This is a genomic window from Psychrobacter phenylpyruvicus DSM 7000 = NBRC 102152 (genome assembly GCF_000685805.1).
Lineage (GTDB): Bacteria > Pseudomonadota > Gammaproteobacteria > Pseudomonadales > Moraxellaceae > Psychrobacter > Psychrobacter phenylpyruvicus.
On sequence record NZ_JMKP01000015.1, the window covers coordinates 26,461 to 52,988 of the forward strand.

The 26,528-nt window shown below is 42.3% G+C and carries 25 protein-coding genes; 10 read left to right on the top strand and 15 right to left on the bottom strand.

The features are described from left to right. Positions 1–77: 77 nt before the first annotated feature. A complete protein-coding gene (locus tag G561_RS0107375) occupies positions 78–371 on the bottom strand; it encodes a hypothetical protein (protein ID WP_028858965.1) in 294 nt (97 codons plus the stop codon). Beyond that, positions 368–982: a 5-formyltetrahydrofolate cyclo-ligase gene (locus G561_RS0107380; RefSeq protein WP_028858966.1), complete on the bottom strand. Its 615-nt coding sequence runs from the start codon at positions 980–982 to the stop codon at positions 368–370. Before G561_RS0107380 ends, G561_RS0107375 begins: the two co-directional genes overlap by 4 nt. Positions 983–1,282: 300 nt before the next feature. Here G561_RS0107380 and fumC point away from each other — a divergent pair, with 300 nt between their 5' ends. Both fumC and G561_RS0107390 read left to right on the top strand, forming a co-directional pair. Continuing rightward, complete coding sequence (fumC, locus tag G561_RS0107385) at positions 1,283–2,671, top strand: class II fumarate hydratase (protein ID WP_028858967.1); 1,389 nt, start codon at positions 1,283–1,285, stop codon at positions 2,669–2,671. 377 nt (positions 2,672–3,048) lie between these two features. Next, positions 3,049–3,480, top strand: coding sequence for an ACP-like domain-containing protein (locus G561_RS0107390; RefSeq protein ID WP_028858968.1), 432 nt, complete (start codon positions 3,049–3,051; stop codon positions 3,478–3,480). Positions 3,481–4,062: 582 nt separating this feature from the next. Here G561_RS0107390 and G561_RS0107395 read toward each other — a convergent pair. From G561_RS0107395 to G561_RS0107405, 3 genes are all read right to left on the bottom strand, one after another. Further along, entirely contained in the window at positions 4,063–4,491 is a 429-nt protein-coding gene (locus G561_RS0107395; RefSeq protein WP_028858969.1) for an Hsp20/alpha crystallin family protein, read from the bottom strand. Positions 4,492–4,660: 169 nt separating this feature from the next. After that, positions 4,661–5,215 (bottom strand): rRNA maturation RNase YbeY, encoded by a 555-nt coding sequence (ybeY, locus tag G561_RS0107400; RefSeq protein ID WP_028858970.1) that lies wholly within the window; start codon positions 5,213–5,215, stop codon positions 4,661–4,663. Positions 5,216–5,393: 178 nt separating this feature from the next. Next, on the bottom strand, positions 5,394–6,497 hold the full coding sequence (locus tag G561_RS0107405; RefSeq protein WP_028858971.1) for a PhoH family protein: 1,104 nt from the start codon (positions 6,495–6,497) through the stop codon (positions 5,394–5,396). Positions 6,498–6,981: 484 nt separating this feature from the next. Between G561_RS0107405 and G561_RS0107410 the strand changes: the two genes are divergently transcribed. The 3 genes from G561_RS0107410 (at position 6,982) to G561_RS15330 (ending at position 10,292) form a co-directional block, all read left to right on the top strand. Continuing rightward, positions 6,982–8,268 carry a UbiH/UbiF/VisC/COQ6 family ubiquinone biosynthesis hydroxylase gene (locus G561_RS0107410; protein ID WP_051584436.1) on the top strand — a complete coding sequence of 429 codons (1,287 nt, stop codon included), beginning with the start codon at positions 6,982–6,984 and terminating at the stop codon, positions 8,266–8,268. 67 nt (positions 8,269–8,335) lie between these two features. Beyond that, entirely contained in the window at positions 8,336–9,601 is a 1,266-nt protein-coding gene (locus G561_RS0107415; RefSeq protein WP_028858973.1) for an FAD-dependent oxidoreductase, read from the top strand. A 199-nt stretch (positions 9,602–9,800) separates the two neighbouring features. Beyond that, positions 9,801–10,292 carry a hypothetical protein gene (locus tag G561_RS15330; RefSeq protein WP_028858974.1) on the top strand — a complete coding sequence of 164 codons (492 nt, stop codon included), beginning with the start codon at positions 9,801–9,803 and terminating at the stop codon, positions 10,290–10,292. 169 nt (positions 10,293–10,461) lie between these two features. Here the strand turns inward: G561_RS15330 and G561_RS0107425 are convergent, their stop codons facing one another. The 3 genes from G561_RS0107425 to nadA all read right to left on the bottom strand — a co-directional run bounded on the left by G561_RS0107425 (position 10,462) and on the right by nadA (position 14,816). Next, positions 10,462–11,388 carry a LysO family transporter gene (locus tag G561_RS0107425; protein WP_028858975.1) on the bottom strand — a complete coding sequence of 309 codons (927 nt, stop codon included), beginning with the start codon at positions 11,386–11,388 and terminating at the stop codon, positions 10,462–10,464. A gap of 238 nt (positions 11,389–11,626) precedes the next feature. Beyond that, positions 11,627–13,456: an L-aspartate oxidase gene (gene nadB / locus G561_RS14235; RefSeq protein ID WP_081794411.1), complete on the bottom strand. Its 1,830-nt coding sequence runs from the start codon at positions 13,454–13,456 to the stop codon at positions 11,627–11,629. A 157-nt stretch (positions 13,457–13,613) separates the two neighbouring features. Continuing rightward, complete coding sequence (gene nadA, locus G561_RS0107435) at positions 13,614–14,816, bottom strand: quinolinate synthase NadA (RefSeq protein ID WP_028858976.1); 1,203 nt, start codon at positions 14,814–14,816, stop codon at positions 13,614–13,616. Positions 14,817–15,143: 327 nt separating this feature from the next. Between nadA and G561_RS0107440 the strand changes: the two genes are divergently transcribed. The 3 genes from G561_RS0107440 (at position 15,144) to G561_RS0107450 (ending at position 18,177) form a co-directional block, all read left to right on the top strand. Further along, a complete protein-coding gene (locus G561_RS0107440; RefSeq protein WP_028858977.1) occupies positions 15,144–16,235 on the top strand; it encodes an NUDIX hydrolase in 1,092 nt (363 codons plus the stop codon). Between the two features lie 157 nt (positions 16,236–16,392). Beyond that, positions 16,393–17,307, top strand: a complete 915-nt coding sequence (gene nadC, locus G561_RS0107445; protein ID WP_051584437.1) for a carboxylating nicotinate-nucleotide diphosphorylase — start codon at positions 16,393–16,395, stop codon at positions 17,305–17,307. Positions 17,308–17,535: 228 nt separating this feature from the next. Beyond that, complete coding sequence (locus tag G561_RS0107450) at positions 17,536–18,177, top strand: MarC family protein (RefSeq protein WP_028858979.1); 642 nt, start codon at positions 17,536–17,538, stop codon at positions 18,175–18,177. Positions 18,178–18,283: 106 nt separating this feature from the next. Here the strand turns inward: G561_RS0107450 and G561_RS0107455 are convergent, their stop codons facing one another. Beyond that, complete coding sequence (locus G561_RS0107455) at positions 18,284–18,877, bottom strand: LysE/ArgO family amino acid transporter (RefSeq protein WP_028858980.1); 594 nt, start codon at positions 18,875–18,877, stop codon at positions 18,284–18,286. Positions 18,878–19,179: 302 nt separating this feature from the next. On the opposite strand from G561_RS0107455, the gene G561_RS0107460 reads away from it, so the two are divergent. Both G561_RS0107460 and G561_RS0107465 read left to right on the top strand, forming a co-directional pair. Continuing rightward, the gene (locus G561_RS0107460; protein WP_028858981.1) at positions 19,180–19,770 is read left to right on the top strand and encodes a hypothetical protein; all 591 of its coding nucleotides are present in this window, start codon (positions 19,180–19,182) and stop codon (positions 19,768–19,770) included. Between the two features lie 63 nt (positions 19,771–19,833). Next, the gene (locus G561_RS0107465) at positions 19,834–20,433 is read left to right on the top strand and encodes a hypothetical protein (RefSeq protein WP_028858982.1); all 600 of its coding nucleotides are present in this window, start codon (positions 19,834–19,836) and stop codon (positions 20,431–20,433) included. Between the two features lie 85 nt (positions 20,434–20,518). On the opposite strand, the gene rluB is transcribed toward G561_RS0107465, so the two are convergent. From rluB to G561_RS0107500, 6 genes are all read right to left on the bottom strand, one after another. Next, positions 20,519–21,412 carry a 23S rRNA pseudouridine(2605) synthase RluB gene (gene rluB, locus G561_RS0107470; RefSeq protein WP_051584439.1) on the bottom strand — a complete coding sequence of 298 codons (894 nt, stop codon included), beginning with the start codon at positions 21,410–21,412 and terminating at the stop codon, positions 20,519–20,521. Positions 21,413–21,718: 306 nt separating this feature from the next. Beyond that, on the bottom strand, positions 21,719–22,414 hold the full coding sequence (locus G561_RS0107475) for a DUF8095 domain-containing protein (protein ID WP_028858984.1): 696 nt from the start codon (positions 22,412–22,414) through the stop codon (positions 21,719–21,721). 528 nt (positions 22,415–22,942) lie between these two features. After that, entirely contained in the window at positions 22,943–23,947 is a 1,005-nt protein-coding gene (locus G561_RS0107485; protein WP_028858985.1) for an alpha/beta fold hydrolase, read from the bottom strand. Between the two features lie 96 nt (positions 23,948–24,043). Beyond that, a complete protein-coding gene (locus tag G561_RS0107490; RefSeq protein ID WP_028858986.1) occupies positions 24,044–24,868 on the bottom strand; it encodes a cation efflux transmembrane domain-containing protein in 825 nt (274 codons plus the stop codon). Between the two features lie 29 nt (positions 24,869–24,897). After that, positions 24,898–25,566, bottom strand: a complete 669-nt coding sequence (gene scpB, locus G561_RS0107495) for an SMC-Scp complex subunit ScpB (protein ID WP_081794410.1) — start codon at positions 25,564–25,566, stop codon at positions 24,898–24,900. Between the two features lie 90 nt (positions 25,567–25,656). Beyond that, positions 25,657–26,520, bottom strand: a complete 864-nt coding sequence (locus G561_RS0107500; protein WP_028858988.1) for a segregation and condensation protein A — start codon at positions 26,518–26,520, stop codon at positions 25,657–25,659. Positions 26,521–26,528 lie beyond the last annotated feature (8 nt).

Below are 26,528 nucleotides of genomic sequence, written 5' to 3' on the forward strand. Positions count from 1 at the left end.
GGCAGAGTATCTGTCTCGCTTTTTGTGTTTATAAACACTCTAAAAGTAGCTAGCACTAGGCTGTTATTTATTAATCTTTAATCCCCAAACTTATCAATCTCACCAGTTAAATAGCCCAAAAAATCATCGCCATTGCTCATCAAGGCTCTGAGTCTGTCTGGATTAATCAATCGAGCCAGCTCCTCTTCAGTAAATAACTGCTCCTCAGGAGATAGTTGACGTTGAGGGGCAGAGGTGGCAGTGCTCTCTAAGGTCTGCAAATGACGGTCCACATTATCAGCACTGGAGCTTGCTGAATTATCAACAGTCTTTTCAGCATCGACTGGGTCTATATTGACATTGCCGTCGTTGGATTGATGCGGCTGCTTCATGAGAACCACCGTATTTTTTCTGGAGTAATTAACGCATTAAGTGGAACATCCCATGGCTGAGTTTGTAGCTTATCTACCACTTGGAACTCATAACACCAACCAACACGCAACGGGTGCTTGCGGTGGTTTTTTGAACTGCTGTATTGATAAGATTTAGCCATTGTGGTGTCATAAAAACCGCCACCCATGCCCATCCTATTGCCTTGTTCGTCAGCCGCTACTAACGGACAGATTATCAAATCAAGCTCATCGGCCGACAGTAGCCGACGCTGTTTACTTTCTTTCATTCCAAAAGGATGGCGTACGTTAGGAATATTAATTAGTTTAGTATGCTCAATCGGGGCAAAGCGGATATGCTTATTGCCTTTACCTAGGGTGTTAATCACTGGCATATAAGCTTTGTAGCCCATGCGTTGGCACCATTTTAATAAAGGCTGAGTTGGCAACTCCCCAAAGTCATCCAAATAAATAGCCACTTTAGCCCCTTTGGGTAGGCGCGGTGTGAGCTTGGGTAGATAACGGCTGGCCATTGAGCCAGAAATTCGACGTTGCTGTTCGGTTAGCGAACGGCGTTGTCGATTAATTTCACGACGAGAAGGGTTATTGCTCATGGTTTCATTTATAATAATTTAAGGTTAAAGATAATTAAGGTCAAAGATCATTAAGATCAAAATAGCTACAGTCAAAATATAAGATGAGTGCCTAGGATGTGGGCTCTGCACACCACTAAAAATGCTATGAAAAAAAGGCCACTGAAAAAACAGCCGCTAGCAATGCGTTTGGTATCAAGTCATGCTATCATATTTACGCTATATTACACTCAAGCCTACTGTATTGGTAAGCTGAGTCATCAATGTCATTAATACCATAACAAATTCTTTTAGATTTTATATAAAAAAACAGGAGACATTATGTCAACTCGTATAGAAAAAGATACCATGGGTAATGTAGAAGTACCTGCCGATGCTTATTGGGGTGCTCAAACTCAGCGTAGCCGTGAAAACTTTAAAATTGGTGGCGAAACTCTACCACGTCCAATGATTGAAGCAATGGCATTGGTTAAAAAGGCAGCTGCTATTACTAATGCTAGCCTTGGCCGTATTGAAGAAAGCCAACGTGACCTAATTATCCAAGCTGCTGACGAAGTAATCAACGGTGGTCTTACTGATCAGTTCCCATTGGTAGTATGGCAAACCGGTTCAGGCACTCAGTCAAACATGAACATGAACGAAGTACTGGCCAACCGTGCTAACGAAATCGCGGGTTCTGAGCGTGGTACTTATAAGCCTATTCACCCAAATGATCACGTAAACCATGCCCAGTCAACTAACGACAGCTTCCCAACAGCTATCCGTGTTGCTGCCGCTCGTCAAATCAACAGCCTGCTAATCCCAGCGGTAAAAGCACTACGCGATACTCTAGACAAAAAAGCCAAAGAATTTGACAGCATCGTAAAAATTGGCCGTACTCACTTACAAGATGCGACGCCTCTAACTTTAGGCCAAGAGTTCAGCGGCTACGTAAGCCAACTTGATCATGCACTAGTACGTATCGACAATGCGTTACAAGGCTTATATCAGTTACCATTAGGCGGTACTGCAGTAGGTACTGGTCTAAACTCACACCCAGACTATGCGGTAAAAGCAGCTGAGCAATTAGCAGAGCTAACAGGCCTGCCATTTGTTACTGCACCAAACAAATTTGAAGCACTAGCTGCACGTGATGCTGAAGTATTTGCCTCAGGCGCCTTAAAAACTCTAGCGGCAAGCTTAAACAAAATTGCCAATGACGTACGCTGGTTGGCTTCTGGCCCACGCTGTGGTCTTGGCGAATTAACCATTCCTGAGAATGAGCCAGGCTCTTCAATCATGCCAGGTAAAGTAAACCCAACTCAGTCAGAAGCCATGACTATGGCAGTGGCTCAAGTAATGGGTAACGACACTACTATCAGCTTCGCTGGCGCGTCAGGTAACTTTGAATTAAACGTTTATAAGCCAGTTATCGCTTATAACTTATTACAGTCAATCAAGCTAATGGGCGATGCTTGTAACAGCTTCAATGAGAACTGTGCAGTGGGTATTGAGCCTGTGAAAGAGAAAATCGATGACTTCTTACACAACTCACTAATGTTAGTAACTGCGTTAAACCGTCATGTGGGTTATGAGAACGCAGCGAAAATTGCTAAGACGGCTTATAAAGAAGACAAGACATTGAAGCAAGTAGCAGTAGAGCTTGGTTTAATGACTGAAGCGCAGTTTGATGAGTGGGTAATCCCTGCTGATATGGTTCATCCTAAATAAGCTTTTTTTTTAAATGTTAGCTTGTATAGCTAAATGCTTTAAATTAAGCGCTTAGAATACAAAACCTTGCCATTAGTTTGGCAAGGTTTTTTTTGTTTTAGAGGCAGTGTTTTTTAACTAAAGTCAGTTCTTTTAATTAAAAGGGGCGTAACATTATATTGATATTTTCAGACTAATTTATTACAATTAGTGTTATGTTATAACAAAACAATCTATTAAAATTACTAGGTAATAACAGCATTTTAACAGTTATAGTTTTATTATATTTAAGTATTCCAAGTGCTTAGGGCAACAAATATTAGAGGACTAGCATTTGGTTATTGGATGGATATACCTCCATTCACTATATTGCTCTAACTTCCAAACAAGGCATTTTTATGAAAAAATTAACTACTATATTATCTTCTGCTGCAGTAGTAGCAGCTACATTAACTTCAGGTTCAGCACTGGCTTATTCGGAGCAAGTGATGGATCCTGCGACCAGTTTTGATTCAGCAACTAAAGTTAGACAAGTAAACTATAGCTGCCAAAACAACAATAAAATTAGCGTAACTTATGGCTTTAATAAGCAAAACTTACCTACTTATGCTCAAGCAAACTTAAGTGGCAAAAACAGATTCTTACCTGTTAATTTAGGTCGCTCGGATGACGTTGATACAGTATTTGGTGATGAAGACAACTTCAGTATCATGAGTAATGCTATGCAACTGAATAACTATCATAAATCTAGTATTAACATTCAAGATGCTAGCAGCAAAATCCTTTATAAAGGCTGTAATGTAAAATCAGTTAAGAGAATTAAAGGCTAATTGATTTAACTGTCTGGTTAGGCTCTATGAACCTCATAAATGGGGCATTAACCTAGATTGGTAATGATAAAGACCCTGTTCAAATGAGCAGGGTCTTTTTTTTGTTATTCATTATTTGCAGTACTCTTTATAGCTGTTCGTAGGCTACGATAAAATTTCTGACAGGCGGCTTAGAGGCAAAACTAACTTTGAATAATCAGCTTCAGATACTCAGTCAATGCTTACTAATGGGCTTGGGCTATGCGCTTATTTATGCTGATTGAAATAATAAGATTAAAGGCGGAAAAGTGGTATAAGCTCAAATGGTATAAGCTCAAATAAAAAACAAGATAATATAGAAAGAGTACAGGACGAAGAGGGCGGATTGAAGGACATAGATTGCCTGCTTGAATAAAAAATAAACGCCTATAGCAGCAGAAACAGTCGACTTTTAAACCAACAGTTTACCCTCAATAATGAATGGCAATCAGCTGGGTAACGGCCAAGCTACTAAGCTATCCGCTCATAGAAAAGGGGCGCATGAATCAATCATGCGCCCCTTTCGGATCAGTGAATTAACTTATTTATATTTTTTATATTGGCTTATTTAATTTCAAGCTTCTTACTGCTTGAGCTCGCAAGCTTCGGTAAAGACAGTTGCAATACGCCGTTTTCGTATGACGCTTCTGCTTTGTCCACATCAATCTTTTCAGGTAACTGGAAGCTACGTGAGACTGAACCGAAATAACGCTCGCTACGTAGAACTTTATTGCCTTCTTTTTGCTCATCTTTTTGAGCAATTTCAGCACTAATCGATACTACATCACCTGAAATCGACAGATCAATATCTTCTTTCGCCACGCCTGGTACTTCTGCATTCACAAAGAAAGTGTCGTCTTTTTCACTGACATCAATCTTGATTGTTGAAGCAGCTGGTAGGGCATCACCATGAAGGGGACGCATTAAAAAGCTAGGTGCCATTTCATCGAATAAGCTATCAAAAAGCGAGTTTCTAGTTACTAACTTAGTCATATTATTATCCTTATAGTTAATGGTTTACTATGTGACATCTGTGTGTCTCTCTTACCTATATATATGCGGATAACTTTATTTATTTCAAGTCTATTTGACAATTTTTTTTAAAAAGACAGTGTAGTTACTATGACACCACGGTTTATTTAAAAGAGGATAATGACAGGCACTACTTAGCTATATAAGGATTGCTGATACCTAGTTTCTGTAAAATAGCAATCTCAAATCCTTCCATTTCATCCTGCTCAGCTTGCCCTAATTCATGGTCGAAGCCTAATAGATGCAAAATGCCATGTATCAATAAGTGGGTGACATGATCTGCTACGGTTTTGTGTTGCTCTATGGCTTGTTGCTCCACCACTTCATGACAAATAACCAGCTCACCAAGTGAGATTTCTGGCATCTCAGCTAAAATAAAGGCGGGTAAGTCGCTTGGGTAGGAGAGAATATTGGTAGCGTAATCTTTGCCACGCGCTTCCAAATTAAGCTCACGTCCTTCAACGCTATCGGTCAGATATACGCCCATTTGCTTTGGTTTTTTTGCCCAGTTTTCAGGCTCTAATTCCTCAAAGTAGGGCAAAGTAACGGGCTGAGCATTTATAAACTCTAAGGTGGTAGTTAGCACTTGCTGAATGTGCTGAGTCGAATAAAAGTTATCAGCAATCTCGTTTGCCACAGTCTCCGAGGTACTGATGTCAATAATAGGGGCAATAGAGTCGGTCATAATCAATCCCATTAAAAAGTGTAGGGTAGTTAACTCTGGTGAGGGTGTTTTCGTCTATAGGGTGTTTTTGTATAAAGAGTTAACTGGCATCAAAAACTGGTGTAGAGCAAAAAATAAAGAGTCGGATAAGGTTATCCGACTCCAAAGCAGATTAAGCTTTTTAGCTGATATTTAGAAGTTATGACTTCGCATCAGCCTCTGCTTGCTTGCGTTCTTGCTCCTGCCTGCGAGCTAACTTACGCGCTTCTTTTATGGCTTCTTGTTCTTCATCCCATGCGCCGTAAGCCTCAACGATTTTTTGTACCAGCTGGTGACGTACCACGTCTTTTGAGTCAAATTTTGTGATATGAATTTCTTCAATTTTACCTAAGATTTGAATGGCTTGGGCCAGACCAGACTTGTGGCCTCGTGGTAAGTCCACCTGAGTTACGTCACCGGTGATAACGGCGCGTGACCCAAAGCCTAGACGGGTTAGGAACATTTTCATTTGTTCTGGCGTGGTGTTTTGGGCCTCGTCCAAAATAACGAATGAATTGTTCAAAGTACGGCCCCGCATATAAGCCAGTGGGGCAATCTCAATGATTTGTTTTTCTATGAGTTTACCTACTTTTTCAAAGCCTAGCATCTCATACAAGGCGTCGTATAACGGGCGTAAGTAAGGGTCAATTTTTTGGGTTAAGTCGCCTGGTAAAAAGCCCAGTTTTTCACCTGCTTCTACCGCAGGGCGTACCAGTAAGATGCGCTCAATCTCGTTACGCTCTAACATATCGACCGCACAAGCTACTGCCAAATAGGTCTTACCGGTACCAGCAGGGCCGACACCAAAAGAGACGTCTGAGGTCAAGATACGTTTGACATAACGTTGTTGGTTGCCACCGCGTGGGATAATTTTCCCTTTACGGGTCTTTAGCGCGATTGAGTCATAATTGGCTTCAGCATCGTACGCATAATCTTCTGAATCTTGCTCACCTTCCACTTTCTCTGGACTAGCAAAACTATCAAAATCACGAGACATACTGGCTTGAATGATGAGGTGTAGCTCTTGCGGGGCAATGTCTTTTTCAGACTGCGCTTCATCGGCCAATTTATTCAAGATAAAGTCGCCACGTTCTACCGCTGTCAGGTCACCAGCTAAGATGAACTTGTGTTGACGTTGATTGATATGAATACCAAGGCGTTCCTCAATGTATTTAAGGTTGTTGTTGTATTCGCCAACCAAGATTTTTAATTGTGATGAAGTTAAAAAATCAAGATTAATTTTTCGGGTGACGGTATCAGTCAAGTGAGCATCCTTTTATTATGTATGTGTAAAAGCTGTGTATTTATTATGGCTGTTTAATAAGGAAATTCAAGCGATAGAAGCCAAGCATTCGGTCGATTTTTGTAATTTAGTAAAGCGTAGTTTGTAATTTGGCAAAGCCCAGAGTGCTACTATAGGTTGATTAAATATTGTTAGAGTTTAAGGTAAGATACAGTAAAAGCAATATACTACTTAAAGGTTATGATTTTAAGCTCGATAATTAAGGTAACATGATAAGATACTAAATAAGAAAGCATTAGATATATAGGCACAAGTTTTGGCCTAAAAATTTGGTTTAGAAGCTAGACCTAAAAAGCCATACCTAGAAAAACAGTGCCTAAAAATGATTATGCTTAAAAACAACCAAGCTAAAAACAACTGTGCCATTTAATAAAATAATAAAGTTTAGCAGTTTCAATAAATACCATATTTCAATTAATACAATAAAATTAACAAGAGTAGGTTTATGACAAATCAAACAGAAAACACAGCTTTTAGTAATTCAGATGCGATAACTGAACAAAGCGTTATTATTGCAGGGGGCGGTCATGTGGGCTTGTCTTTTGCTTTATTATTGGCGGCTCAAGGCATTGCTAGCACCATCGTGGAGCGTAATAAATACCCAAAACTTAGCCCTAAAGAAGATGCCAAAAGAACCCACTACTTAGACAGTCGCAATACCGCGTTATCGAGACGCACGGTACAGATTTATCAAGAAATTGACTTGTGGGGTCAGCTCCAAAGCCATGCGTGCCGTATTGATTCGGTTCAGGTTAGCGAGCAGGGCAGCTTTGGTTATGCTCAGCTGAATAAAGAAGAAGAAAATGTAGAGTCCTTTGGTCAGGTGATGGAGAATGCTTGGCTGGGTCGTAAGCTGTTATTGGCCGTGCAGCAAAGCCCCTTAATTGACTTAATTGATGGGGCAAACGTTACCGAGGTTGAGCAGTCAGCGACGTCAGTGACGCTTACTTATGATACCGATAATGAAAAACAGCAGAGCTTAACTGCCGATCTATTGGTGGCTTGTGATGGTCGAGATTCAACAGTGCGTAACCTGTTGGGCATTGGCACTAAAGATTATGACTATGGTCAGACCGCCATCGTTGGGGTGGTGCAGACTGATAAACCGCATGAGCACGTTGCTATCGAGCGCTTTAGCCCAGCTGGACCTTTGGCAGTATTACCGTTAACAGATGCAGACGGCGATGGCAATGATCCAGTACAGGCCGGCTACCGTCGTTCTGTGGTTTGGGTCTGCAAAAGTGGTGAAGAAAAGCAGTATTTGGAAGATGATGCGTTATTTATGGCGACCCTACAAAAAGCGTTTGGTCAGCGTGCCGGTAACTTTATTGAAGCCGGTCGCCGCGGTGCTTATCCGCTAACCCGCGTATTGGCAGAGCGTCAGGTAGATGGCCGGATAGTGATTATGGGCAATGCTGCGCACACCCTGCATCCAGTTGCTGGACAAGGCTTTAACTTATGTATGCGCGATGCTCATGTATTGGCAAAAATGCTGAGCAACCAAGTACTGCGCGGAGAAGATATTGGCGATACCAAGATGCTAAAAGCTTATGAGCGTGCCCGTCAAAAAGATCAGAAGCGAGTTATTCGCTTCTGTGATGCGGTGGTGCATGGGTTTACTCATCCTAATCCAGCGGTGAAGCTAGCACGTAACGTAGCGCTCATTGCCTTTGACAAGCTACCGAATGTGAAGCCGTTGGTAGCTAACTATGCGATGGGTTTGAAGTCCTAAAGTTTTCAGCTTTGGACGGCAACAATTTTACTTTTAACTGATTTTATTTGAAACATTGGGCGGCTCTATGGCGACAACAACTGCGACACAAACCCTAATTATTGGCGGCGGCATAGTCGGTGCTACTTTGGCATTGAAATTAGCACAGCAGCATCAAAAAGTGACTTTAATCGATGCCCGTCCAGAGCTGAGTGAGGCTCAGTGGCAAGATAGGCTAAAGAAGCGTGATGCTCGCGTGTTTGCGTTAAGTATCGCCAGCATTGAGCTATTAAAAGAGGTCGGTGCCTGGCAGCTTATTACTCAATCAGGACGTAAAGCTGACTACACTCAGATGCAAGTCTGGCAACAAGATGGCAAAGGTGAGCTGAATTTTGGTGATGAAATGGTGCCTCAGTTACTAGGGTCTATGGTCGAGCCATTTGTGATTGAACAAGCCCTATACCAAAGAATGGCCGCTGATGAGGTGAAAGAGCATCTGACCTTAGTTGCTGGTCATAAAGTCACTATGCTGGATTGGTTAGGCAGCGAGCAAGGCTACCAGGTTCATCTTGATAATGGCGATAAGCTACAAGGTAAACTACTAATTGGTGCCGATGGTCGTGGGTCATTGGTGCGACGTGAGGCTGGTATTGGCCTTGATACTTTGGACTATAATCAAACCGCCATTTGCTGTGCTATCAAGACCGAGAAGCCGCATAAAGCTACCGCCCGTCAGTTGATGCTACCTACCGGAACTCTGGCGCTATTACCATTGGCTGATGTCACTGAACAAGACAAAGCCAATCCGCAGCATTGGCAATCGGTTGTTTGGAGTTTGCCACGCAATAGAGCGCTTGAGTTGCTACAATTAAATGAAGAGGACGGTGATAGTTTACGAGCTGAGCTTGCCGCTGCCAGTCAGTATGCTTTAGGCGATATTGAGCAGCTTGAGTCGATTGCGAGTTTCCCACTGAATGCACAACAAGCGAAACACTATGTGAAAGATAACTTGGTATTAGTCGGAGATGCCGCGCATGGAGTACATCCGCTGGCAGGTCAAGGACTGAATTTGGGTATGCTTGATGTGTCAGCTTTGACCCAAATATTGAACGAGGATTATCAGCGTAGTGGCGGCAGATGTTGGGGCGAATTAGCCACGCTTCGTCGCTATGAGCGAACCCGTCGTCCTCATAATAGTGTGATGATGCATAGCTTCTCACTCATGAACTGGCTGTTCGCTGGTGACTTTGCGGCACTGCGTCCGGTACAGCAGCTACGCAGTGAGGGTATGTACCGTGTGGGCAAAATCAAACCGTTAATGCGCTTCTTTACCAATAAGGCGAGCGGGCTTTAAATGAAAACTTACCCAATCATTGCGGCAACATTTCTGAGCATAAGTGGTTCGTTCAGGATTAATAAAGACTAAAGATAAAAGTTATAAATTTGATTTAGGCTTTGATAAGGCGTATATATTGTAATAATGGTTGAGATGTATTTCATAAAGGAAGTTTGTAGTACAAAGGAATTAACCCTAAGAGTCAGGAGATGATGACATGAGTAACAAAGACGAAGAAAAACTGCTTAACGAAGAAGAGTTAGAGAAATCTGACAAAAAAGATAAAAAGCAAGATAAGGATAAAGATCGCAAAAAAGATAAGAAACGTAAAGAAGAGAAAAAGCGTAAGAAAGACAAGAAAGACAAAGATAAGAAGGATAAAAAAGACAAAAAGCACAAAAAAGATAAGAATGAGAAGAAAGACAAAGACCACAAAAAAGACAAGAAGGATAAAAAAGAAAAAGAAGCGGAAAAAGCGGCAAAAAAAGAGGTTAAAAAGCAGTATCATAAAGGGATTAAGTTACTTAAAAAGCAACCTGCTGACAAGCGCCCTATTAAGAAAAAAGCTTTAAAAAACTTCTTACTCAGTCATCTGCGCACCGATGACGAGCAGTTGGTAGAAAGAGTGATTGAGAGAATGATTAAGAAAAAAAGAATCAAGATTTCAATTAACAATAAAGTCAGTTATAGAAAAAAGCTAAAGTCTTAGTTTTTTAGCTTCTACTCTAAATTTTAGCTTTTATTCTAAAAAAGGTATGGTTTCATGGTCGAGTGTTGACCAGAAACGCATACCTTTTTCATTTTTAAAAGCTCGTTTTTAGTTATTGGACAATAAAAGCTGTTGAACAATAAAATCTCATTTTACTAGACAAAACTCATTAGCCAAAAGAGGCAAAAACTACCATTAATACTGGCGCCACAATATTAATGATAAAGCCAAAACTAATCGCCAACGGGACGATACCTAAACCACCTGATTGTTGAATAACCGGTAGAGTAAAGTCCAAACTGGTCGCACCGCCAAGCCCTACAGCTGCCGATGGGTATTTACGCATAAATAGCGGAATAAACAACAATGCAAAAAACTCACGCACCAAGTCATTAAATAAGGCGATACTGCCCCAAACTGCGCCATAAGCATCGGTCATAACAATGGCAGATAACGAATACCAGCCAAAGCCAGAGGCCAGTGCTAAGCTTTGGGGTAAGGTCACCTCATCGAACAGTAACCAAAATATTATCCCGCCCATCAATACTGATAAAGTGAAGATGACACTGGTCTGCATGCCGCGCTTACTAAGCAGAACTTCTTTCAGAGTAATACCTGAGCCTTTTAGCCCAATGCCTACCAATAAAATTAAAAACATGAGTAGCCCGGTCATGGTGTTCTCTGGGGGCATCATAGTTACCGGTAATACGCCACCAATCAAAAATCCAAAGATCACACAGAATACTTGGATTAAGCTGCCTCGGATACTGACTTTGTGTTCTGTGGTCGCTGTTTTTACCAAAGGTCGCCAAGGTATTAGACGATCAAAAATCATCAATCCTGCTAGGCCACAACCGATGGTGAGTACCGATAACACCCCAACATATAACATGATGTCGTTAATCTGACTGCCTAGCCCCTCTACTTGAGCCAGCTCAATCCCAATTAAGGTGAGGATGATATAGACCAAATAGCCCAGCATTTTTTCTGAATAATGAATCAAAGTCTTATTCAGTGGTAAGGCAAACCCTATAAACAAGGGGGTTAGGACCAAAACGAGGGTGATGAGATTGTCTAAGTTTTGTGGGGTTTGCATGATAGGACACACAGCAAGTTTAGTGAGAGCAATTTATGGTTACCGTCTGCTAAATTTTAAAAAAATAAAAGCCTATCAGTAGCCATAGTGAAGAAATAGCGATTCTACCATAGCTTGATAAGGTAGGGTGGTTTGGAATCAAAACTGAGATTTGCCTCACTGCAATAATAGACAGTGAGGACAGGATAAGGAAGGAGAATAGAGGGTTTGTTCCCCGATAGTAGCCCGAGCACAGGAGCTAAGAAGCTTTGGCTACCAAACTAGAAGGCTTAGAGCAGGCTGGTTTGTTCAATGTATGTGTAGCGATATTATCTACCTTTTTTGTATTCTCATCCGTTTGAGTAGGGAGAGGCATAACGATACTGGTTGCAGGTGCGTGAGTGAGACTGGAATGGTCTTCTCGATAATGACCCCCTCGACTTTCAGTACGAGTCAGGGCCGATTGTAATAACAATGAGGCCAAAGTTAATAGGCGCTCGAAACGAAATATATCTAAGGACATACTTTGTGCTGCTAAGCCTTGCGTTTTGAACAACTGTAACTGTTGCTTTAAATCAATAACCTGTTGTAAGGCCTGCTTTAAGCAGGTTTCATTGCGTTTAATACCCATGTTATCGGTCATTAGCTGCTTTAACCCAGATAATTGCTGCGTCAAATTAAAATCGACCAATGGCGTGACTGTGGTCTCAGCAGATGGATTTAAAGATACACTAGGCACAGTGAATTGAGCAAGTAAGGAAGTATGTGGTGTTGACTCAATAAGGCTGTTTTTGTCTGGGCTGTGTTGGTCTTTATTCAAATTATTTTCATCGTCGAGCTTTTTAGCGAGATGTGAAGCAATGGTTCGGCCTACCACCACACACTCTAAAAGTGAATTGCTAGCCAAACGGTTGGCACCATGTAGCCCAGTATAAGCCACCTCTCCAGCGGCATATAAATCTGCTATGTCCGTTTGCCCTGATGCATTGGTCATTACCCCGCCACAGGTATAGTGTGCGGTAGGGGCAACTGGTATCGGCTGTTTCGTGATATCAATGCCTAGGCTTAAACAATGGGCATAAATATCTGGGAAATGCTGTTTGATAAAGTCAGCTGGCTTATGAGAGATGTCCAAATGCACATACCCCAAGCCATTATTAGCAATCTCATTGGCGATGGCTCGGGCCACAATATCACGAGGGGCTAGCTCTTCACGCACATCATAATTCGGCATAAAGCGTTGATGGGTCAGTGGGCATAATAAATGGCCCCCCTCACCGCGAACTGCCTCAGAAATCAGGAAGCTGCTACTACCATTTTCATCTTTATAGACCAAGCCTGTGGGATGAAATTGGATAAACTCTAGATTAGCCAAACTACAGCCGGCCTCCCAAGCCATCATAATGCCATCACCGACGCAGACATTAGGGGCCGTGGCTCGACTAAATAATTGACCCAATCCACCGCTAGCAAGGACCACCGCTTTGCTATTAAAACGTATTACGCTATTGGTTTCGGTATTAATAGCCAGAGCACCAGTACAGCGCCGATCTGTAGCACTTTCATCGGTGTCTTCAGTGAGTAGACTTAGGGCCTCATGAAAGGGGAGTAGATTAATATTACTAGCTTGTGAGGCCTGCTGCTGCAAGCGGATCATTATATGTCGGCCAGTAGCATCATCGGCATGAGCCACACGGCGACAACCATGCCCGCCTTCTTGAGTTAAATGCAGTTCTGCAAGAGACGGCGTATTGGTCTTAGCAAGCTGTGTCGAGTGGTCGTTAGTAGTAAAAGGTACGCTATGCGCTAGTAGCCAACTTATGGCATTGCTGCCTTGCGTGAGGATTTGGGTGGTGGCCTGTTGATCACACAAGCCATCGCCTGCTATCAAGGTATCGCTCACGTGGTCTGCTACTTTATCTTCAGCATCAATAACGGCGGCAATACCGCCTTGGGCATAGTAACTTGAGCAGGCGCTTAACCCTTCTTTGGCCAGTACTGTCACTTTTAAGTGCTTAGGAAGAGATAGTGCAGTTGCTAAGCCTGCTAAACCCGCCCCTATGACTAATACATCGCAATATTGTGTCATAACGGTATCCTCTAAGGCTTTAGAGGGTGACTCTAACAACAGTTCAGACAGTAGTTCAGAGACAGTTTCTAGCGATGAGTCATCATGAGGGTAAGTTTTTGAAGTGGTCATAAGCAGGCTCTTACAAAAAGGTTAACTACACAGTTATAGCTACTATCTAAGCAGGACCGACATGCTTATACAGTTCACGGTCTTTAATAAGATCACCACTGGCCGCCACGCGACGTTTTTGTTCAGCGGCAAAGTCGAGCATACGTTGTAAAGGCTTAAGAGCGGCTTCGGCTAACTCAGGCTTTAAGGTAATTTCACCACTGCCGGTCTCTAGGCACTGCTCAATGCCTTTAAGTCCATTCATTGCCATCCAAGGACAAAAAGCACAGCTTTTACAAGTGGCACTTTCACCTGCGGTTGGGGCTGCCAAAAACAGCTTGTCTGGAGAATGCTTTTGCATCTCGTGCAAGATGCCAAGGTCGGTACCAACGATGAAGGTTTTTGCGTCCATCTCTTTGGTGGCGTTAAGCAGCTTACTGGTCGATCCCACTACATCAGCAAGGGCCACCACACCATCAGGAGACTCAGGATGAACCAGCACTACAGCATCAGGATGCTCAGCTTTTAATTGCTGTAATTCTTTGGCTTTGAACTCATTATGGACGATGCACGATCCTTGCCACAGCAGCATATCAGCGCCGGTTTCTTGTTGAATGTATTTGCCTAAGTGACGGTCTGGACCCCAGATGATTTTTTGACCTTGCTCATGCAGGTGGTTCACAATCTCAAGCCCTACAGACGAAGTTACGACCCAGTCAGCACGGGCTTTGACCTCGGCACTGGTATTGGCATAGACCACCACAGTACGGTCGGGATGTTGATCACAAAATGCGCTAAACTCCTCAATAGGGCAGCCCAAATCTAAGGAGCATTCCGCTTCCAGGTCGGCCATAAGGACTGTTTTTTCCATACTCAAGATTTTGGCAGACTCCCCCATAAATCTGACGCCAGCCACCACTAAAGTTTGGGCTTCATGCTCTTTACCAAAGCGAGCCATCTCCAAAGAGTCTCCTACGCAGCCGCCAGTCTCTAGGGCTAAGTCTTGGATATAAGGGTCGACATAATAATGCGCTACCAATACTGCGTTGTGCTCTTGTAGCAGACGCTTGATGTTTTCCACCACTTGCTGACGTTCAGTACGAGACAGCTCAGCAGGGATTTTGGCTTTTGCATATTCGATATCAATATTATTGACAGCAGACTGTTGATTGCTTTGATCTAAAGTTGGAGCATCGTAAGCAAAAAGTTCTACTTTCTCTGCGGTAGTATTTTTTTCTAATTCGACTGGGCTGTTGGCTGAGGTGGTCATAAAAATCCCTATTACGAAATTGGTACTCAAAAAGTTATTAATTTAAAAAAAGTACTAATTAAAAAATAAACTATGAATTTATATAAAGTAACTATAATTATGCTCGTTTTGAGCATAAATACAAGAAATTTTTTTAATTAAAATTTATAAGGGCTGTGAGCCGATATATAAAATCTTTAAATTTCAGTGTGTTAGCAGAGGATTTATTAATTTTTTATTGTTTTGAAATAATTGATCTTTATCTTCAGGCGTAAGGTAGGGTTGGTGTAATTCAGCCCATTAACAGATATACTAAAGCCCATAGTTTTAATAACATTGATGATAAATATGAGTTTGTCTTTTTCTCACGCCCATAGCGAAGGTAGCGGTACCACTGAAGTGGTCGCCGTGTTAATTGCGATTACCAACAGCCGAGCCCGAGTACTAACGGTGGATGGGGGTAAGCTTTTGCCCAATGGACCCCTTATGCCATTACACCGCTCATTACAAGCGGGGGTTCGCCAATGGGTGGAGGAGCAGACAAAACAGCCCTTAGGGTATATCGAGCAGTTATATACCTTTGTCGATACCAATAGACGCAATAAAGATGGTCATGCCTTGGTCTATGTCAGTTATATGGGCTTGGTGCAAGAAGCAGCGATACCTGAAGCCATGGTGGAGGGGGATAAGGAGAAAAAGTCAGACTCTGAATCAGCTTCGGTAGCCGATAGTACTGAAAGCAGTGCCCGTTGGCGAGATTGGTACGACTATTTCCCTTGGGAGAATCGTCTGCAAACAGAAACCAATAGCGGTCAAATCACCGCAAGACTCAAACAATGGGCAGAATCAGCCACTAGCAAGTCAGAAAGATTAAAGCGCTTACAACGTATTTATCTGTGCTGGGGCGGCGATTGGGAACAAGACTTAGATTTTGAGCAAATCGTTGCCAGTGGCGATGGTCACAGTAGCAGTGCCAAAGAGATGTTTACTAAGTGGGTGGCTGAGCATGCTCTACTGCGCTATGAGATGCTTTATGAGGCTGGCTTGTTACCTGAATCACCGAGCTACAATGCCAGTAAACTCCCAAAAAACTGGCATCAAGTCATCGGCGAGCCTATGTATTATGATCATCGTAGGGTGATTGCTACCGCCATATCGCGACTACGGGCCAAGATTGAGTATCGTCCGCTAATTTTTGGTCTAATGCCTGAAGAATTTACTTTATTGCAATTACAGCAGAGTGTAGAAGCTCTATCGGGTGTGGCTTTGCACAAACAAAACTTTAGACGGCTACTTGAGAGTCAGAACTTGGTTGAGCCGACGGGTAATAGCAGTCAAACTGGTAGAGGAAGACCTGCCAAATTATATCGGTTCCGTTTTGATATAGGGCTACAAAGTTTATTAATGGACAGTAAGCTGCCAAAAAGTAACCCTCGCTGATCTTCAATAATCGGGTGTTGATTAAATATTAGGCGCAGATTAGTTATTGCTAAAGCGGTTTTTCTTCGTTATATTTATGCTCATTATGAGTATTATTGGTTGAGGTTTTTGCCTTAACTTTTTATTTTATTGAAAAAATAACTATCAAGGACCTTTTATGTCTTCAACGCGTAGCACAAGCCCTCAGCAGACTTCTGATACTGTAACCCTCAATGTCCCTCCGTTAAATGATGTGTTGTTGCTGCCTTTGGTAGAAAATGCCTTAGTAGAAGACTTAGGTCGCCGTGGTGATGTAACCTCGCAAGCGACGATACCAGCTGACAAGCAAGCTACGTTAACTTTAACCGTTCGTGATGAGGGCGTGGTTTGTGGTCTAGATTTAGCGAGACTGGCCTTTGCTCAAGTCGATGCTTGTATTGAATTCACTGCCCATACTCATGATGGTGCTTGGGTAACAGCGGGTCAAACTCTAGCCACTATTAGTGGTAATGCTCGCAACCTACTGACAGCAGAGCGTACTGCTCTTAACTTCATGACTCATCTAAGCGGCATTGCTACGGCCACTCGTAAGGTAGTAGACCTAGTGGCGGATTATCCGGCGCAGATTACCTGTACTCGTAAGACCATTCCTGGTCTACGCACTGTGCAAAAATATGCTGTACGCTGTGGCGGCGGTCGTAACCACCGTTTGGGTCTGGATGATGCCATCTTAATTAAAGACAACCATATTGCCATTGCCGGCAATATTACTAAGGCCATTGAGCAAGCCAAGCAGCTGGCAGGACACCTAATTCCAATTGAGATTGAAGTCGATACCTTGGAGCAGCTACAGCAAGCGCTGGAGGCGGGGGCAGAGCTAGTATTATTAGATAACATGAGCCCTGAGACTTTACGTCAAGCGGTGGCCCTATGTAAAAACCACCCCAGTGGCCGAGTAAAAACAGAAGCTTCAGGTGGCATTACTCCAGACAGCGTCGTAGCCGTGGCTGAAACTGGGGTAGATTTTATTGCCATGGGGTATTTAACTCACAGTACTACTGCGCTAGACATTGGCATGGACTTTTCGGCTTAAGCCTTGCTTTAGGCGCCTGTAGTTTACTTTGACTATGGCAAATTTTTTGTAGTAAAGTAAATGAGAGACTCAAGCTTGTAATAATATGCTACTTGAGCGATACATAGAGCAGTTATTGCCTTATAATTACCCATCTTTCATTACTTAGATAGGGGAGCTTGCAGAGAGCGGCAGACCGGTCCTGCTTGCACCAATACTGCCCTTTTTCTACAAACTGAGGCGCCCTTTATGGACACCGAAATTGTAAAAATCATAATAGCGTTTATGGTGCTAATTAATCCCTTTAGCGCGCTAACTCTGTTTTTAGATTCGACTCGAGGCTACAGCATGACTGATAGGCGCCGTTTTGCGCGTATCAGTAGCTTGACCGTTTTTATTACCATCACTTTCTTCACTGTCGCTGGTGAAAGCTTGCTAAGGGCCTTGGGTATCTCAGTAGGCTCGTTCCAAGTAGCCGGTGGGGTGCTGGTATTTTTGATTGCCATTAATATGATGAATGGCGATGGTAACCCAGTAAAACCGGATCAAGAAAACGTTGATTTTGATGACAGTGTTGAAAGTATCGGGAGTACAGCTGCAGCAGTAGTGCCATTAGCCATACCGATGATGGTGGGTCCCGGAGGTATTTCGACGGTTATTATTTATTCTGCTCAAGTTTCCAATTGGCAACAAAAATTGGCTATTATCATTGCTGGGTTGTTAATTGCGGTGTTCTGCTATCTGGCATTGATGGCTGCAGGACGCTTAAGTAAGTTATTGGGCGATACTGGACTCAACATTATCAGCCGTATCATGGGTATGTTATTGGCTGCCGTGGCCATTGAAATCTTGGTCAGTGGTATCCGCACCATCTTTCCAAGTTTAGCCTAGCCAAAAGTTACAAGCTTAGCCCAACTTCATTAGCCTCAACCGTTTTAGACCACTGGCCCAGTTCATTACTTAATAGACCATTTCCCTAGCCGAATTAGTGGCGATATCAACTGTTATATAAATACCAAGCCAAATAAATCATCAATATACCAACCAGGGCATCCAAGATACTCCAAGCTTTGGGTTTTGCAAATAATGGCGATAATAATCTGGCGCCATAACCTAAGCTAAAAAAGAACACGAATGAGGCACTCACTGCCCCCAATCCGAACTCCACCTTACTATCGGCTCCAGTCGAAACCATCCCTACCAACACCAAAGTGTCTAAATAGACATGAGGGTTAAGCCAGGTAAAGCCAAAACATAATAGCAAAGATTTTTTTAGGCTACTGACTTGTTGATTGTCTTGTGTCAAAGCATGCGATTTGCTGACACTGGCATATAAGCTTTGTAACCCATACACCAATAAGAATAAAGCGCCAACAATTTTTGCAAGGGAGACGATATTGGGATATTTGGCAGTAACTGCGCCAAATCCAGCGACCCCAGCGGAGATTAATAAAGCATCTGAGACCGCACAAAACAGAAAGATGGCAAAAACATGCTGTTTTTTTATACCTTGTTTTAGAATAAAAGCGTTTTGTGAGCCTATCGCAAATATTAGCGATAATCCTAAAGCAAAGCCTGATACATAATCCATCTAGTTATCTCAAGGTAATTTATTAAAATAGGGATAGGCTAAGCTTTTTTTACTTTAGAAACTGCCTAAGAGGCTCTATATAAGGCAGTATAGAAACGAAATATAGGGCCTAGTTTAGACGGTCTAATTATAAAGTAATGAGACTACCATAAGTTTAGACGGTCTAATTATAAAGTAATGAGACTTCCATAAGCTTAGGCGGGTTAATTATAAAGTATTGAGACTTCCATAGGCTTAAACTTTTACCCTGAAATATTAAGATTTCTGTATTTGAATAATAAAAAACAACAAAGGATGGATATATGACGCAAGCCACTGCAATGGTACTGATGTTTATCATGTACGGTTTATTGCCAGCTGCAGGGATATATTTAGGTTATCGAGGCATTAAAAAGCTGACTCAACCCAAAATGTTAGAGTACAAAGCCATGCCACAGTTGGGTTTTATTCCAGAGAAGAGTTTGCCACCAGAAGTGAAGCAAAAGCTTGATAGCATCAATGATAAAGGTGAAAAGCTTAAAATGCTTTATGGGGATACTAACAATGATGGGGTTATTGATGATTCAGATGCCGTCACTGAGACTTATATTATGATTAAGAATGTGATGGATACCCATATTCCTGAAGCGGTTGCAGACTATCGCCGGTTACATGACTTAGACAGCGCCCCAAATAAAACCGTTGTTATTTCAGCTGAGAAAAGCAGTTACGCATCTAGCCGAGCGGATACCACGAAGATTAAGAACTCAGATATGACGGGTAGAGAAGCTTTATTAGAAGTGCTGAATACAGTAGAGACTCAATTTGATGATTTGCTAGATGCCGCTTACCATCAAGATGGTCAGAAGCTGTTGGCAACCAACCGTTATTTGCAGCAACGCTTTGAGAAGTAAAAAGCAGCGACTGAGTCAATTGTAATAAGTAACTAATCCTAAACTAGGAGGTAAGTTTCATAAATGAGTGTGCTAATTGGAGTAGGTGTTGTGGCGGTAGTGGCAGCAGGCTATGTGGGCCGTAAGGGCTGGCTGGCTTTTCATCGCGCTGTTGGTATCACTCCTGGCACTCTTAAATATGTTGAGCCCGCGCAGTTGCCTCCGCCGCCAATGTTGCAGCTGACCTTAGTCGATGATCAAATAAAAGGCTTGCCCCCAGCTATTGTAGAGCAGCTGTTACGGATTGATGGTAAGGCTGATATCTTCCAGCAGTGGCGCAATGATGCGATTAAAGCGGGTCAAATTCCGATGGTCTCTGAAGATGAGTTTATGGTAAGTAAGCTATTGCAGAGTCGTTTGCCAGAGCTGATTGAGAGCTATCAGCGTATTGCCCATCATGAGGAATTACTGCAGCAAGCGGCCAATAGAGCGTCAACGTCTGCCTATGCTAATAGGCAGGTTCGCAGTGAAGAGCAAATGAGTGAAAATAAAGCCCAAGCGCTGGGTTTACTGCTAGAAGTATTGATGAAAATTGAAACCAAATTAGATGGCTTGCTCGAGGGCTGTCAAAGTGAAGCCTTGCAGCAGATGCAGGTAATGCAGCGCTATCTAGACCAGCGTTAACATTAGTTGGAGATACAAACCAAAAAGCCCTTAGTGAATAACTAAGGGCTTTTGTTGATTTTGGTAAGTCCAGTTTGGACGTCAATTAACGCTTAGATCCTCTGTTACCTGTATTTCTACCACGGGTATTGCTAGAGTTAGGGTTAGAGTTTCTACCGGCAGTATTGGCTCGGCCACTTCTAGAGCTGGTACGGATAGTACGGGCTTTCATTGGTTTTTTCTGGAAGCGCTCTTTTTTCTCTTTCGCTTTACCATGGACACCCATGTCTTCACGAGGGCGGATACCCACTAGATCAATCAGACGGTGAATCTCTTTACGATCTAATTCAATAAAGCGGCCAGTACGTAGTTCTTTTGGTAAATCCACCGAGCCATAGCTGGTACGCAGTAGACGGCTTACTTTCAGACCTTGAGATTCGATCAGACGGCGTACTTCACGGTTACGACCTTCTTTTAACTTAACGTGATACCATTTGTTTACGCCTTCACCGCCGCCTTGTTTGATGTCTTCAAACTTAGCTAGGCCATCTTCTAGCATGACCCCATCGGTTAAGTTCTTCATCATCTCAGGAGTTAACTCGCCCAATACACGTACTGCATATTCACGAACAATCTCATTTGAGGGGTGCATTAAGCGGTGTGCCAATTCACCATCGTTAGTGAATAATAATAGGCCGGTAGAGTTAATGTCCAGACGACCTACCATAATCCAGCGATCATGAGTTAGCTTCGGTAGACGCTCAAAGACCGTGGTACGACCCTCAGGGTCATTGGCAGAACAAATCTCGCCTTCTGGCTTATAGTAAGCCAAGACACGGCGGCGCTTTTCACGCTCTGATTTGTATTTGATTAAGCGGCCATCGACACGGATTTCATCGCCTAGCTCGACACGGTCACCAATGGTGGCAGGTTTCTGGTTGATAGACACGCGACCTGCTTTGATTACTTCTTCCATTTGACGGCGTGAGCCTAAGCCCATACGAGCCAATGCTTTTTGCAGCTTTTCGGTACCAGCAGTGCTAGTTTGAGTGGTTGAAGTGGCAAATTGGTAGTCACCGTTATGATCGGTATAGACATCGCTTTCTGGGGTAGGGTTTGTTTGATTTGATTGAGGCATGTTATGCATCCTTGAATCGGTGAGTGGCTACATTTCACAATGTAGGAGGAGTTTGTAAAATTACGCAGGCTATTATACGCTAATTAACATAGATTATCGCTAAGCTGTGACAATTATATTACCCAAGAGCAATACAATCCTAAATCTTAACTATTATTGGACTGTTAACTATTGCTTGAGCTGACCAATACATAAGTATTGGATAAAGCTACGCAGCTTACCTGCATCTGCCTGTAATAACTGGCTTTTTTCGGCCATTATTGTCTGCTTTAGTTGTTGCTCAGTCGCAGGATTATTTGAGTGAGCCTCTATTTTTTCACTGATTAAGCGGCTAGGGCTGTTTTTATATATTTGAATGTTGGCAAAGGTCGTTGTAAATTCATTCGGGTTTTGATAAACATTTGAATAGTAATTGGTTACAAAATCCACATTAATACCGTTCTTGCTGTCAAAATCCTGACAAATACCCTTATTTGACATAAATATAGCAGACTCGACAATACCTTTACCAAACTCATAGAACTTGATGTTTTTTGCTTGGCTTAGGTTCTGGTAAGTCTTGTTATTGATACGGTTAATGACTTGGTTACTATCTAAATTAATTAAGCTGTATGATTTTTCATCATCATATCTAAGGATATCAATGTCTTGTTTGGACTGTGAGTTGTTAAAATAACCAATGTTATCGTTCGGCTTAACTTGTGTACCTCTAGGCGTTGCTCTCTCCCAAAAAGAAAGGTTTTGTAGTGTACCGTCCGTTTCATAGTAGGTTATTTTGGTCATATTGCCTGTGCTGGCAAGTACTGTGCTGCTAGCTAAAAATAGACATAAGCTGAAGCTGGTAGTTAATATAGATCTTTGCATTTTGAGTTCTCGTTAAAGGTATAGTCCGCGCCAACAGTGAGAGGTATCAAATGTAGACTCAGAACCCTCTCCATCATTGTCTATTATAGCCCACAGCGGTGTTAATAATTATATTGACTTGAGTCGAGCTGTGTATAAAATTTAGTATTAAACTCTCATCGTAATTCAAAAGTTATTTCAACGACCTCATTTAAAGCCTTTAGACTTAACAGAAGCTGTCATATTCACTACTCCTAATATAAAGATTAATAGGGCGGACTAATAATGAAATATTTATATAGAATTTTGGGAGCAGCATTAGGCATAGGATTGGGTTTTATAACCCTCAATATATTTGATATTCCTAACCCTTACGTGTTAATAGTATGGATGTTTATCCTCTTTATCATCACCAGTATCTTTGAGGTGTTTTTTATTAAAAAGAAAGGTCTTTAAGTCGATAGTATAGTTTGCAGGATTATTGTTTTAATAATGTGAGTCGGATTCCCTTAAGTCCGGTTATCTAAATTGCTACTAATTCAAACTGCACTAGCTATGCCTTTCAACCCAATCCAGCACAGTAGGCCAAACCTCTTTAGCAGCGTTACGGCTTAGAAAAATACGGGTATGGTTGTAATCTTCCAAGTTGCCATTGGCGATAGAGAACTCACGCCATTGATTTTTTGAGTTTTTAAAGGCTTGTAGGAATTTCAATGTCCCTCGAGGCGGAGCAACCCAATCACCGGCGGCGCAAATTGAGTAAATCGGTACGGTAATATTGGGCATTAGCGTACGATAATCGAGCGGTTGTGGGGTGGTTACAGTTTGCGACTTCCTGCTTAAGCGTAGCCCTGTTTGTCTAAGTAATTGCTGTCTTATGGGCGTCGGTAAATAGCTACTGAAGTTTTGGTTTAAATTCCAGTCCATCCACTGTGAGAGCAAATAGTAGCTCTCATTCATAGTGCCCAATTTCAATCGTTTGCCTTCTACATAACCTAGCTTACGGGTCACTGCTTTGAGAAATAGTAATTTTGCGTAGCTTGAAGGGGTGGAAGTGCCAGCAAAGACTTGGCAGGCCACCATACAGATGCTATTTATTTTATCGTTAAATTTGGGATAGCGGGTTAAGCATAGGGTCAAACAGATACCGCCACCACTGTGAGTAATACAGTGTAGTGTATCAAGCTTAAGCTCATCAAATAAATAGTCGAAAGTGGCTTTGACATCATAAAATGCGATGTCTTCTAAATGATAGTTGCTCTGCGGCTGACTACTACTGCCATGACCACGCCACTCCATAACAAAGCACTGATGGCCTAATGAAGCAAAATAATTAGCTATGCCCAAACAGACCGTCTTGTCTGAAAATGCACCATGCAAAAACAAAAGGTTTTGTTTTTTATTAGCACCGCTAGTGCCATTAAGTCTTTTGCTATCACGAACTTCCTTGCCACTATCAGCAATATTATCAAAAACTTCATCATCTATTACTTGCCAAACGGCAACTTGTTGATGATCTTTGGTGGTCACTAGATTTAAAGTTTGCTTTATCATTGCTTGAGGTCTCATATCCTTATGATGTTTATAGGCTCCAAACCTAGATACTTTACACTTAGCGCTTTAATTAAGCTACTCCATTGAGCGACTAAGCTATTTACTAAGCTTCAAGATTCTAAAGGCGCCTTGAATAACTAAAGCAAATACGATACCACCAATAATTAAATCAGGAGTGCTCGAGTGTAACCAGTTTACTAACAGCCCTGCAATGATGACACCTGAGTTGATAATGACGTCATTTGAGGTAAAAATCATACTGGCTTGCATGTGAGCTTCTTCTTTGCTTTTTGATTTTTGCAGTAGATAGAGGCAGATTGAGTTCGCAATCAGTGCAAGGATTGATACCACAATCATGGTAGAGAAGTCAGGTAATTGCTCATTGCCAAAGAAGCGTCTTAGCACTTCCAAAAAACCAATAATTGCTAGCAACATTTGGAAATATCCAGCAATTCTGGCAATACGTTTTTTCTTAATGACGGTTCCACCCACCGCAAATAAGCTGATAGCGTACACGAAGCTATCTGCCAGCATATCCAAGCTGTCAGCAACCAGACCCATTGAACGAGAAATCAATCCCGTGCTCATTTCAATAATAAAGAACGCAAAGTTAATAATCAGCACTATCCAAAGCAGCTTTCTTTGCTCAGCATCTTTTTGGTTACTAAAATTAGCTGTAAAGCTATTATTGGGGTCGGAGGGGTCAACAGTCTCGGTAGAGAGCAAAGTATCTCCTAAATTTAGATCATGAATAGCATGTTCTATATCATCGGCTTTGCCATGATGAAACACGGTTAATTGACGGTTAGCAATGTCGAACTCAAGATGCTCGATGTCCGAATTTCCATCTAGCTTCATTCGGATTAATCTCTCCTCCGAAGGGCAATCCATTTTTGATATTTTAAAGAGTGATTTATTCATAGCTGAAATAGCATCCGATCTATCAAAATTTACTCATTCTGGGTTTTATTATCCAAATTCAAATCAGGTAGCGGTGGCAGCTGCTCGAGGCTTTCAAGACCGAATGCATCCAAAAATTCAGGTGTCGTATGCAGTAGAGCAGGGCGGCCTAAGGTTTCTCGATAGCCTTTTTCGACTATCCAGCCTTTATCAAATAGCTGACGCAAGATATTGCTCGATACGGTAACGCCGCGCACTTGCTCAATATCACTACGGGTTACGGGTTGTTTATAGGCAATGACACTTAATGTCTCTAGCAAAGCTTGGCTTAAATGCTCTAGACGCTGCGGGAAAACCTCTTGAATTAGACTACTATATTCACTGCGAATTTGTAGTCGATAGCCACTGGCTGATTCGCTGAGACTTAGCACACCAGTGGTCAATCTTTGTTGTAATATTACCAAAGCTGTCTCTAACTCTTGTTTTGATAAAGACAAATACTTCCTTAATTGGCTGCCAGTTAATGGGGATTCTGAGGCGTGTAACAGCACTTCAATCCTACGGCTTAATAAGTCATAGCGATTAAAGGTGCTTAGGTCCGAGTTAGTGGTCTGTTTTTGCTCCGCAGAGTCAGGGGTAATAGAAGACTGATTGTCTGCTAATTGACTGTCCGCTAATTGAGAGTTTACTAACAAAGAGTCATCGGTTTGTTTTGCCATGGAATTTCGCTAAATTGTCAAAATAAGGAGGGGTTATAGTAAATAACAGCTGAGATTGAGCGATATAGGTTATTCTTTTAGCAGCCTAAGTTAAGCCACCCAGCGCAATTTTAGGCTCGATAAGCTGTAAGTATGTTGCGGCTCCTGCAGGGTCTCATCGACTGATTGCAACTGATCATTTTCAGCATCTACAACGTCAATAATTTGTCGCTTCATCAATTCAAGCACCGCCACGAAGCTGACTACCACCCCGAGTCGGCCTTGGCTTTGATCAAGCAGCTCAATAAAGGTGCCTTCACCTCGCTCACTCAGCTGACGACTGATACTGGCAATTCGATCTGACAATGGAACCGGGTCAACCTTGACATTATGCATGTGATAATCGGGTTTAAGTTGCATTTTTAGCAAGCTTTCTACCAGCATTGTCGCAGGATAACTGGGCAGCTCAGCCGCCATAACCTCAGGGTCAGGCAGGCTTGCCATCGCCAAAAATACATCTCGCTCAAGGCGGATTAAGTTGTCCAAGCGGCGAGCGGCCTCTTTAATCTGAGCATAATCCTCCAAGCGTGCTATCAGCTCCGCTTTGGGATCCCGCTCATCTTCTAACTTCTCAGGCACAGGTAATAACAGCTCCGTCTTAATGGCAATCAAAGTAGAGGCCATTAACAGATAGTCACCTGCCAACTCAAAGTGGTCCTCATCTAGCTCATCGATATAGGCAAGGTACTGCTCAGTGATGGGCAAGATGGCGGTATCTGTGATGTCAAAGTTGTTCTTTTTGACCAAATACAATAAGAAATCTAGGGGTCCCTCAAATTGCTCAAGCCAAATAGCAAAAGCCTGAGGCGGCACATATAAATCCTCAGGCAAAGCTTCAACAGGCGTAGTATAAATTCTTATACTGGCGCCTGTGTCGTTTAGAGAATTTGCTAAGGAAGTCGCTGTGGTATTCAAAAACCGCT

Excerpts from the sequence above, each read along its gene's own strand:
- G561_RS0107375 (WP_028858965.1), bottom strand. The coding sequence starts at position 371 with ATGAAGCAGCCGCATCAATCCAACGACGGCAATGTCAATATAGACCCA.
- G561_RS0107380 (WP_028858966.1), bottom strand. The coding sequence starts at position 982 with ATGAGCAATAACCCTTCTCGTCGTGAAATTAATCGACAACGCCGTTCG.
- fumC (WP_028858967.1), top strand. The coding sequence starts at position 1,283 with ATGTCAACTCGTATAGAAAAAGATACCATGGGTAATGTAGAAGTACCT.
- G561_RS0107390 (WP_028858968.1), top strand. The coding sequence starts at position 3,049 with ATGAAAAAATTAACTACTATATTATCTTCTGCTGCAGTAGTAGCAGCT.
- G561_RS0107395 (WP_028858969.1), bottom strand. The coding sequence starts at position 4,491 with ATGACTAAGTTAGTAACTAGAAACTCGCTTTTTGATAGCTTATTCGAT.
- ybeY (WP_028858970.1), bottom strand. The coding sequence starts at position 5,215 with ATGACCGACTCTATTGCCCCTATTATTGACATCAGTACCTCGGAGACT.
- G561_RS0107410 (WP_051584436.1), top strand. The coding sequence starts at position 6,982 with ATGACAAATCAAACAGAAAACACAGCTTTTAGTAATTCAGATGCGATA.
- G561_RS0107415 (WP_028858973.1), top strand. The coding sequence starts at position 8,336 with ATGGCGACAACAACTGCGACACAAACCCTAATTATTGGCGGCGGCATA.
- G561_RS15330 (WP_028858974.1), top strand. The coding sequence starts at position 9,801 with ATGAGTAACAAAGACGAAGAAAAACTGCTTAACGAAGAAGAGTTAGAG.
- G561_RS0107425 (WP_028858975.1), bottom strand. The coding sequence starts at position 11,388 with ATGCAAACCCCACAAAACTTAGACAATCTCATCACCCTCGTTTTGGTC.
- nadB (WP_081794411.1), bottom strand. The coding sequence starts at position 13,456 with ATGACACAATATTGCGATGTATTAGTCATAGGGGCGGGTTTAGCAGGC.
- nadA (WP_028858976.1), bottom strand. The coding sequence starts at position 14,816 with ATGACCACCTCAGCCAACAGCCCAGTCGAATTAGAAAAAAATACTACC.
- G561_RS0107440 (WP_028858977.1), top strand. The coding sequence starts at position 15,144 with ATGAGTTTGTCTTTTTCTCACGCCCATAGCGAAGGTAGCGGTACCACT.
- nadC (WP_051584437.1), top strand. The coding sequence starts at position 16,393 with ATGTCTTCAACGCGTAGCACAAGCCCTCAGCAGACTTCTGATACTGTA.
- G561_RS0107450 (WP_028858979.1), top strand. The coding sequence starts at position 17,536 with ATGGACACCGAAATTGTAAAAATCATAATAGCGTTTATGGTGCTAATT.
- G561_RS0107455 (WP_028858980.1), bottom strand. The coding sequence starts at position 18,877 with ATGGATTATGTATCAGGCTTTGCTTTAGGATTATCGCTAATATTTGCG.
- G561_RS0107460 (WP_028858981.1), top strand. The coding sequence starts at position 19,180 with ATGACGCAAGCCACTGCAATGGTACTGATGTTTATCATGTACGGTTTA.
- G561_RS0107465 (WP_028858982.1), top strand. The coding sequence starts at position 19,834 with ATGAGTGTGCTAATTGGAGTAGGTGTTGTGGCGGTAGTGGCAGCAGGC.
- rluB (WP_051584439.1), bottom strand. The coding sequence starts at position 21,412 with ATGGGCTTAGGCTCACGCCGTCAAATGGAAGAAGTAATCAAAGCAGGT.
- G561_RS0107475 (WP_028858984.1), bottom strand. The coding sequence starts at position 22,414 with ATGCAAAGATCTATATTAACTACCAGCTTCAGCTTATGTCTATTTTTA.
- G561_RS0107485 (WP_028858985.1), bottom strand. The coding sequence starts at position 23,947 with ATGATAAAGCAAACTTTAAATCTAGTGACCACCAAAGATCATCAACAA.
- G561_RS0107490 (WP_028858986.1), bottom strand. The coding sequence starts at position 24,868 with ATGAATAAATCACTCTTTAAAATATCAAAAATGGATTGCCCTTCGGAG.
- scpB (WP_081794410.1), bottom strand. The coding sequence starts at position 25,566 with ATGGCAAAACAAACCGATGACTCTTTGTTAGTAAACTCTCAATTAGCG.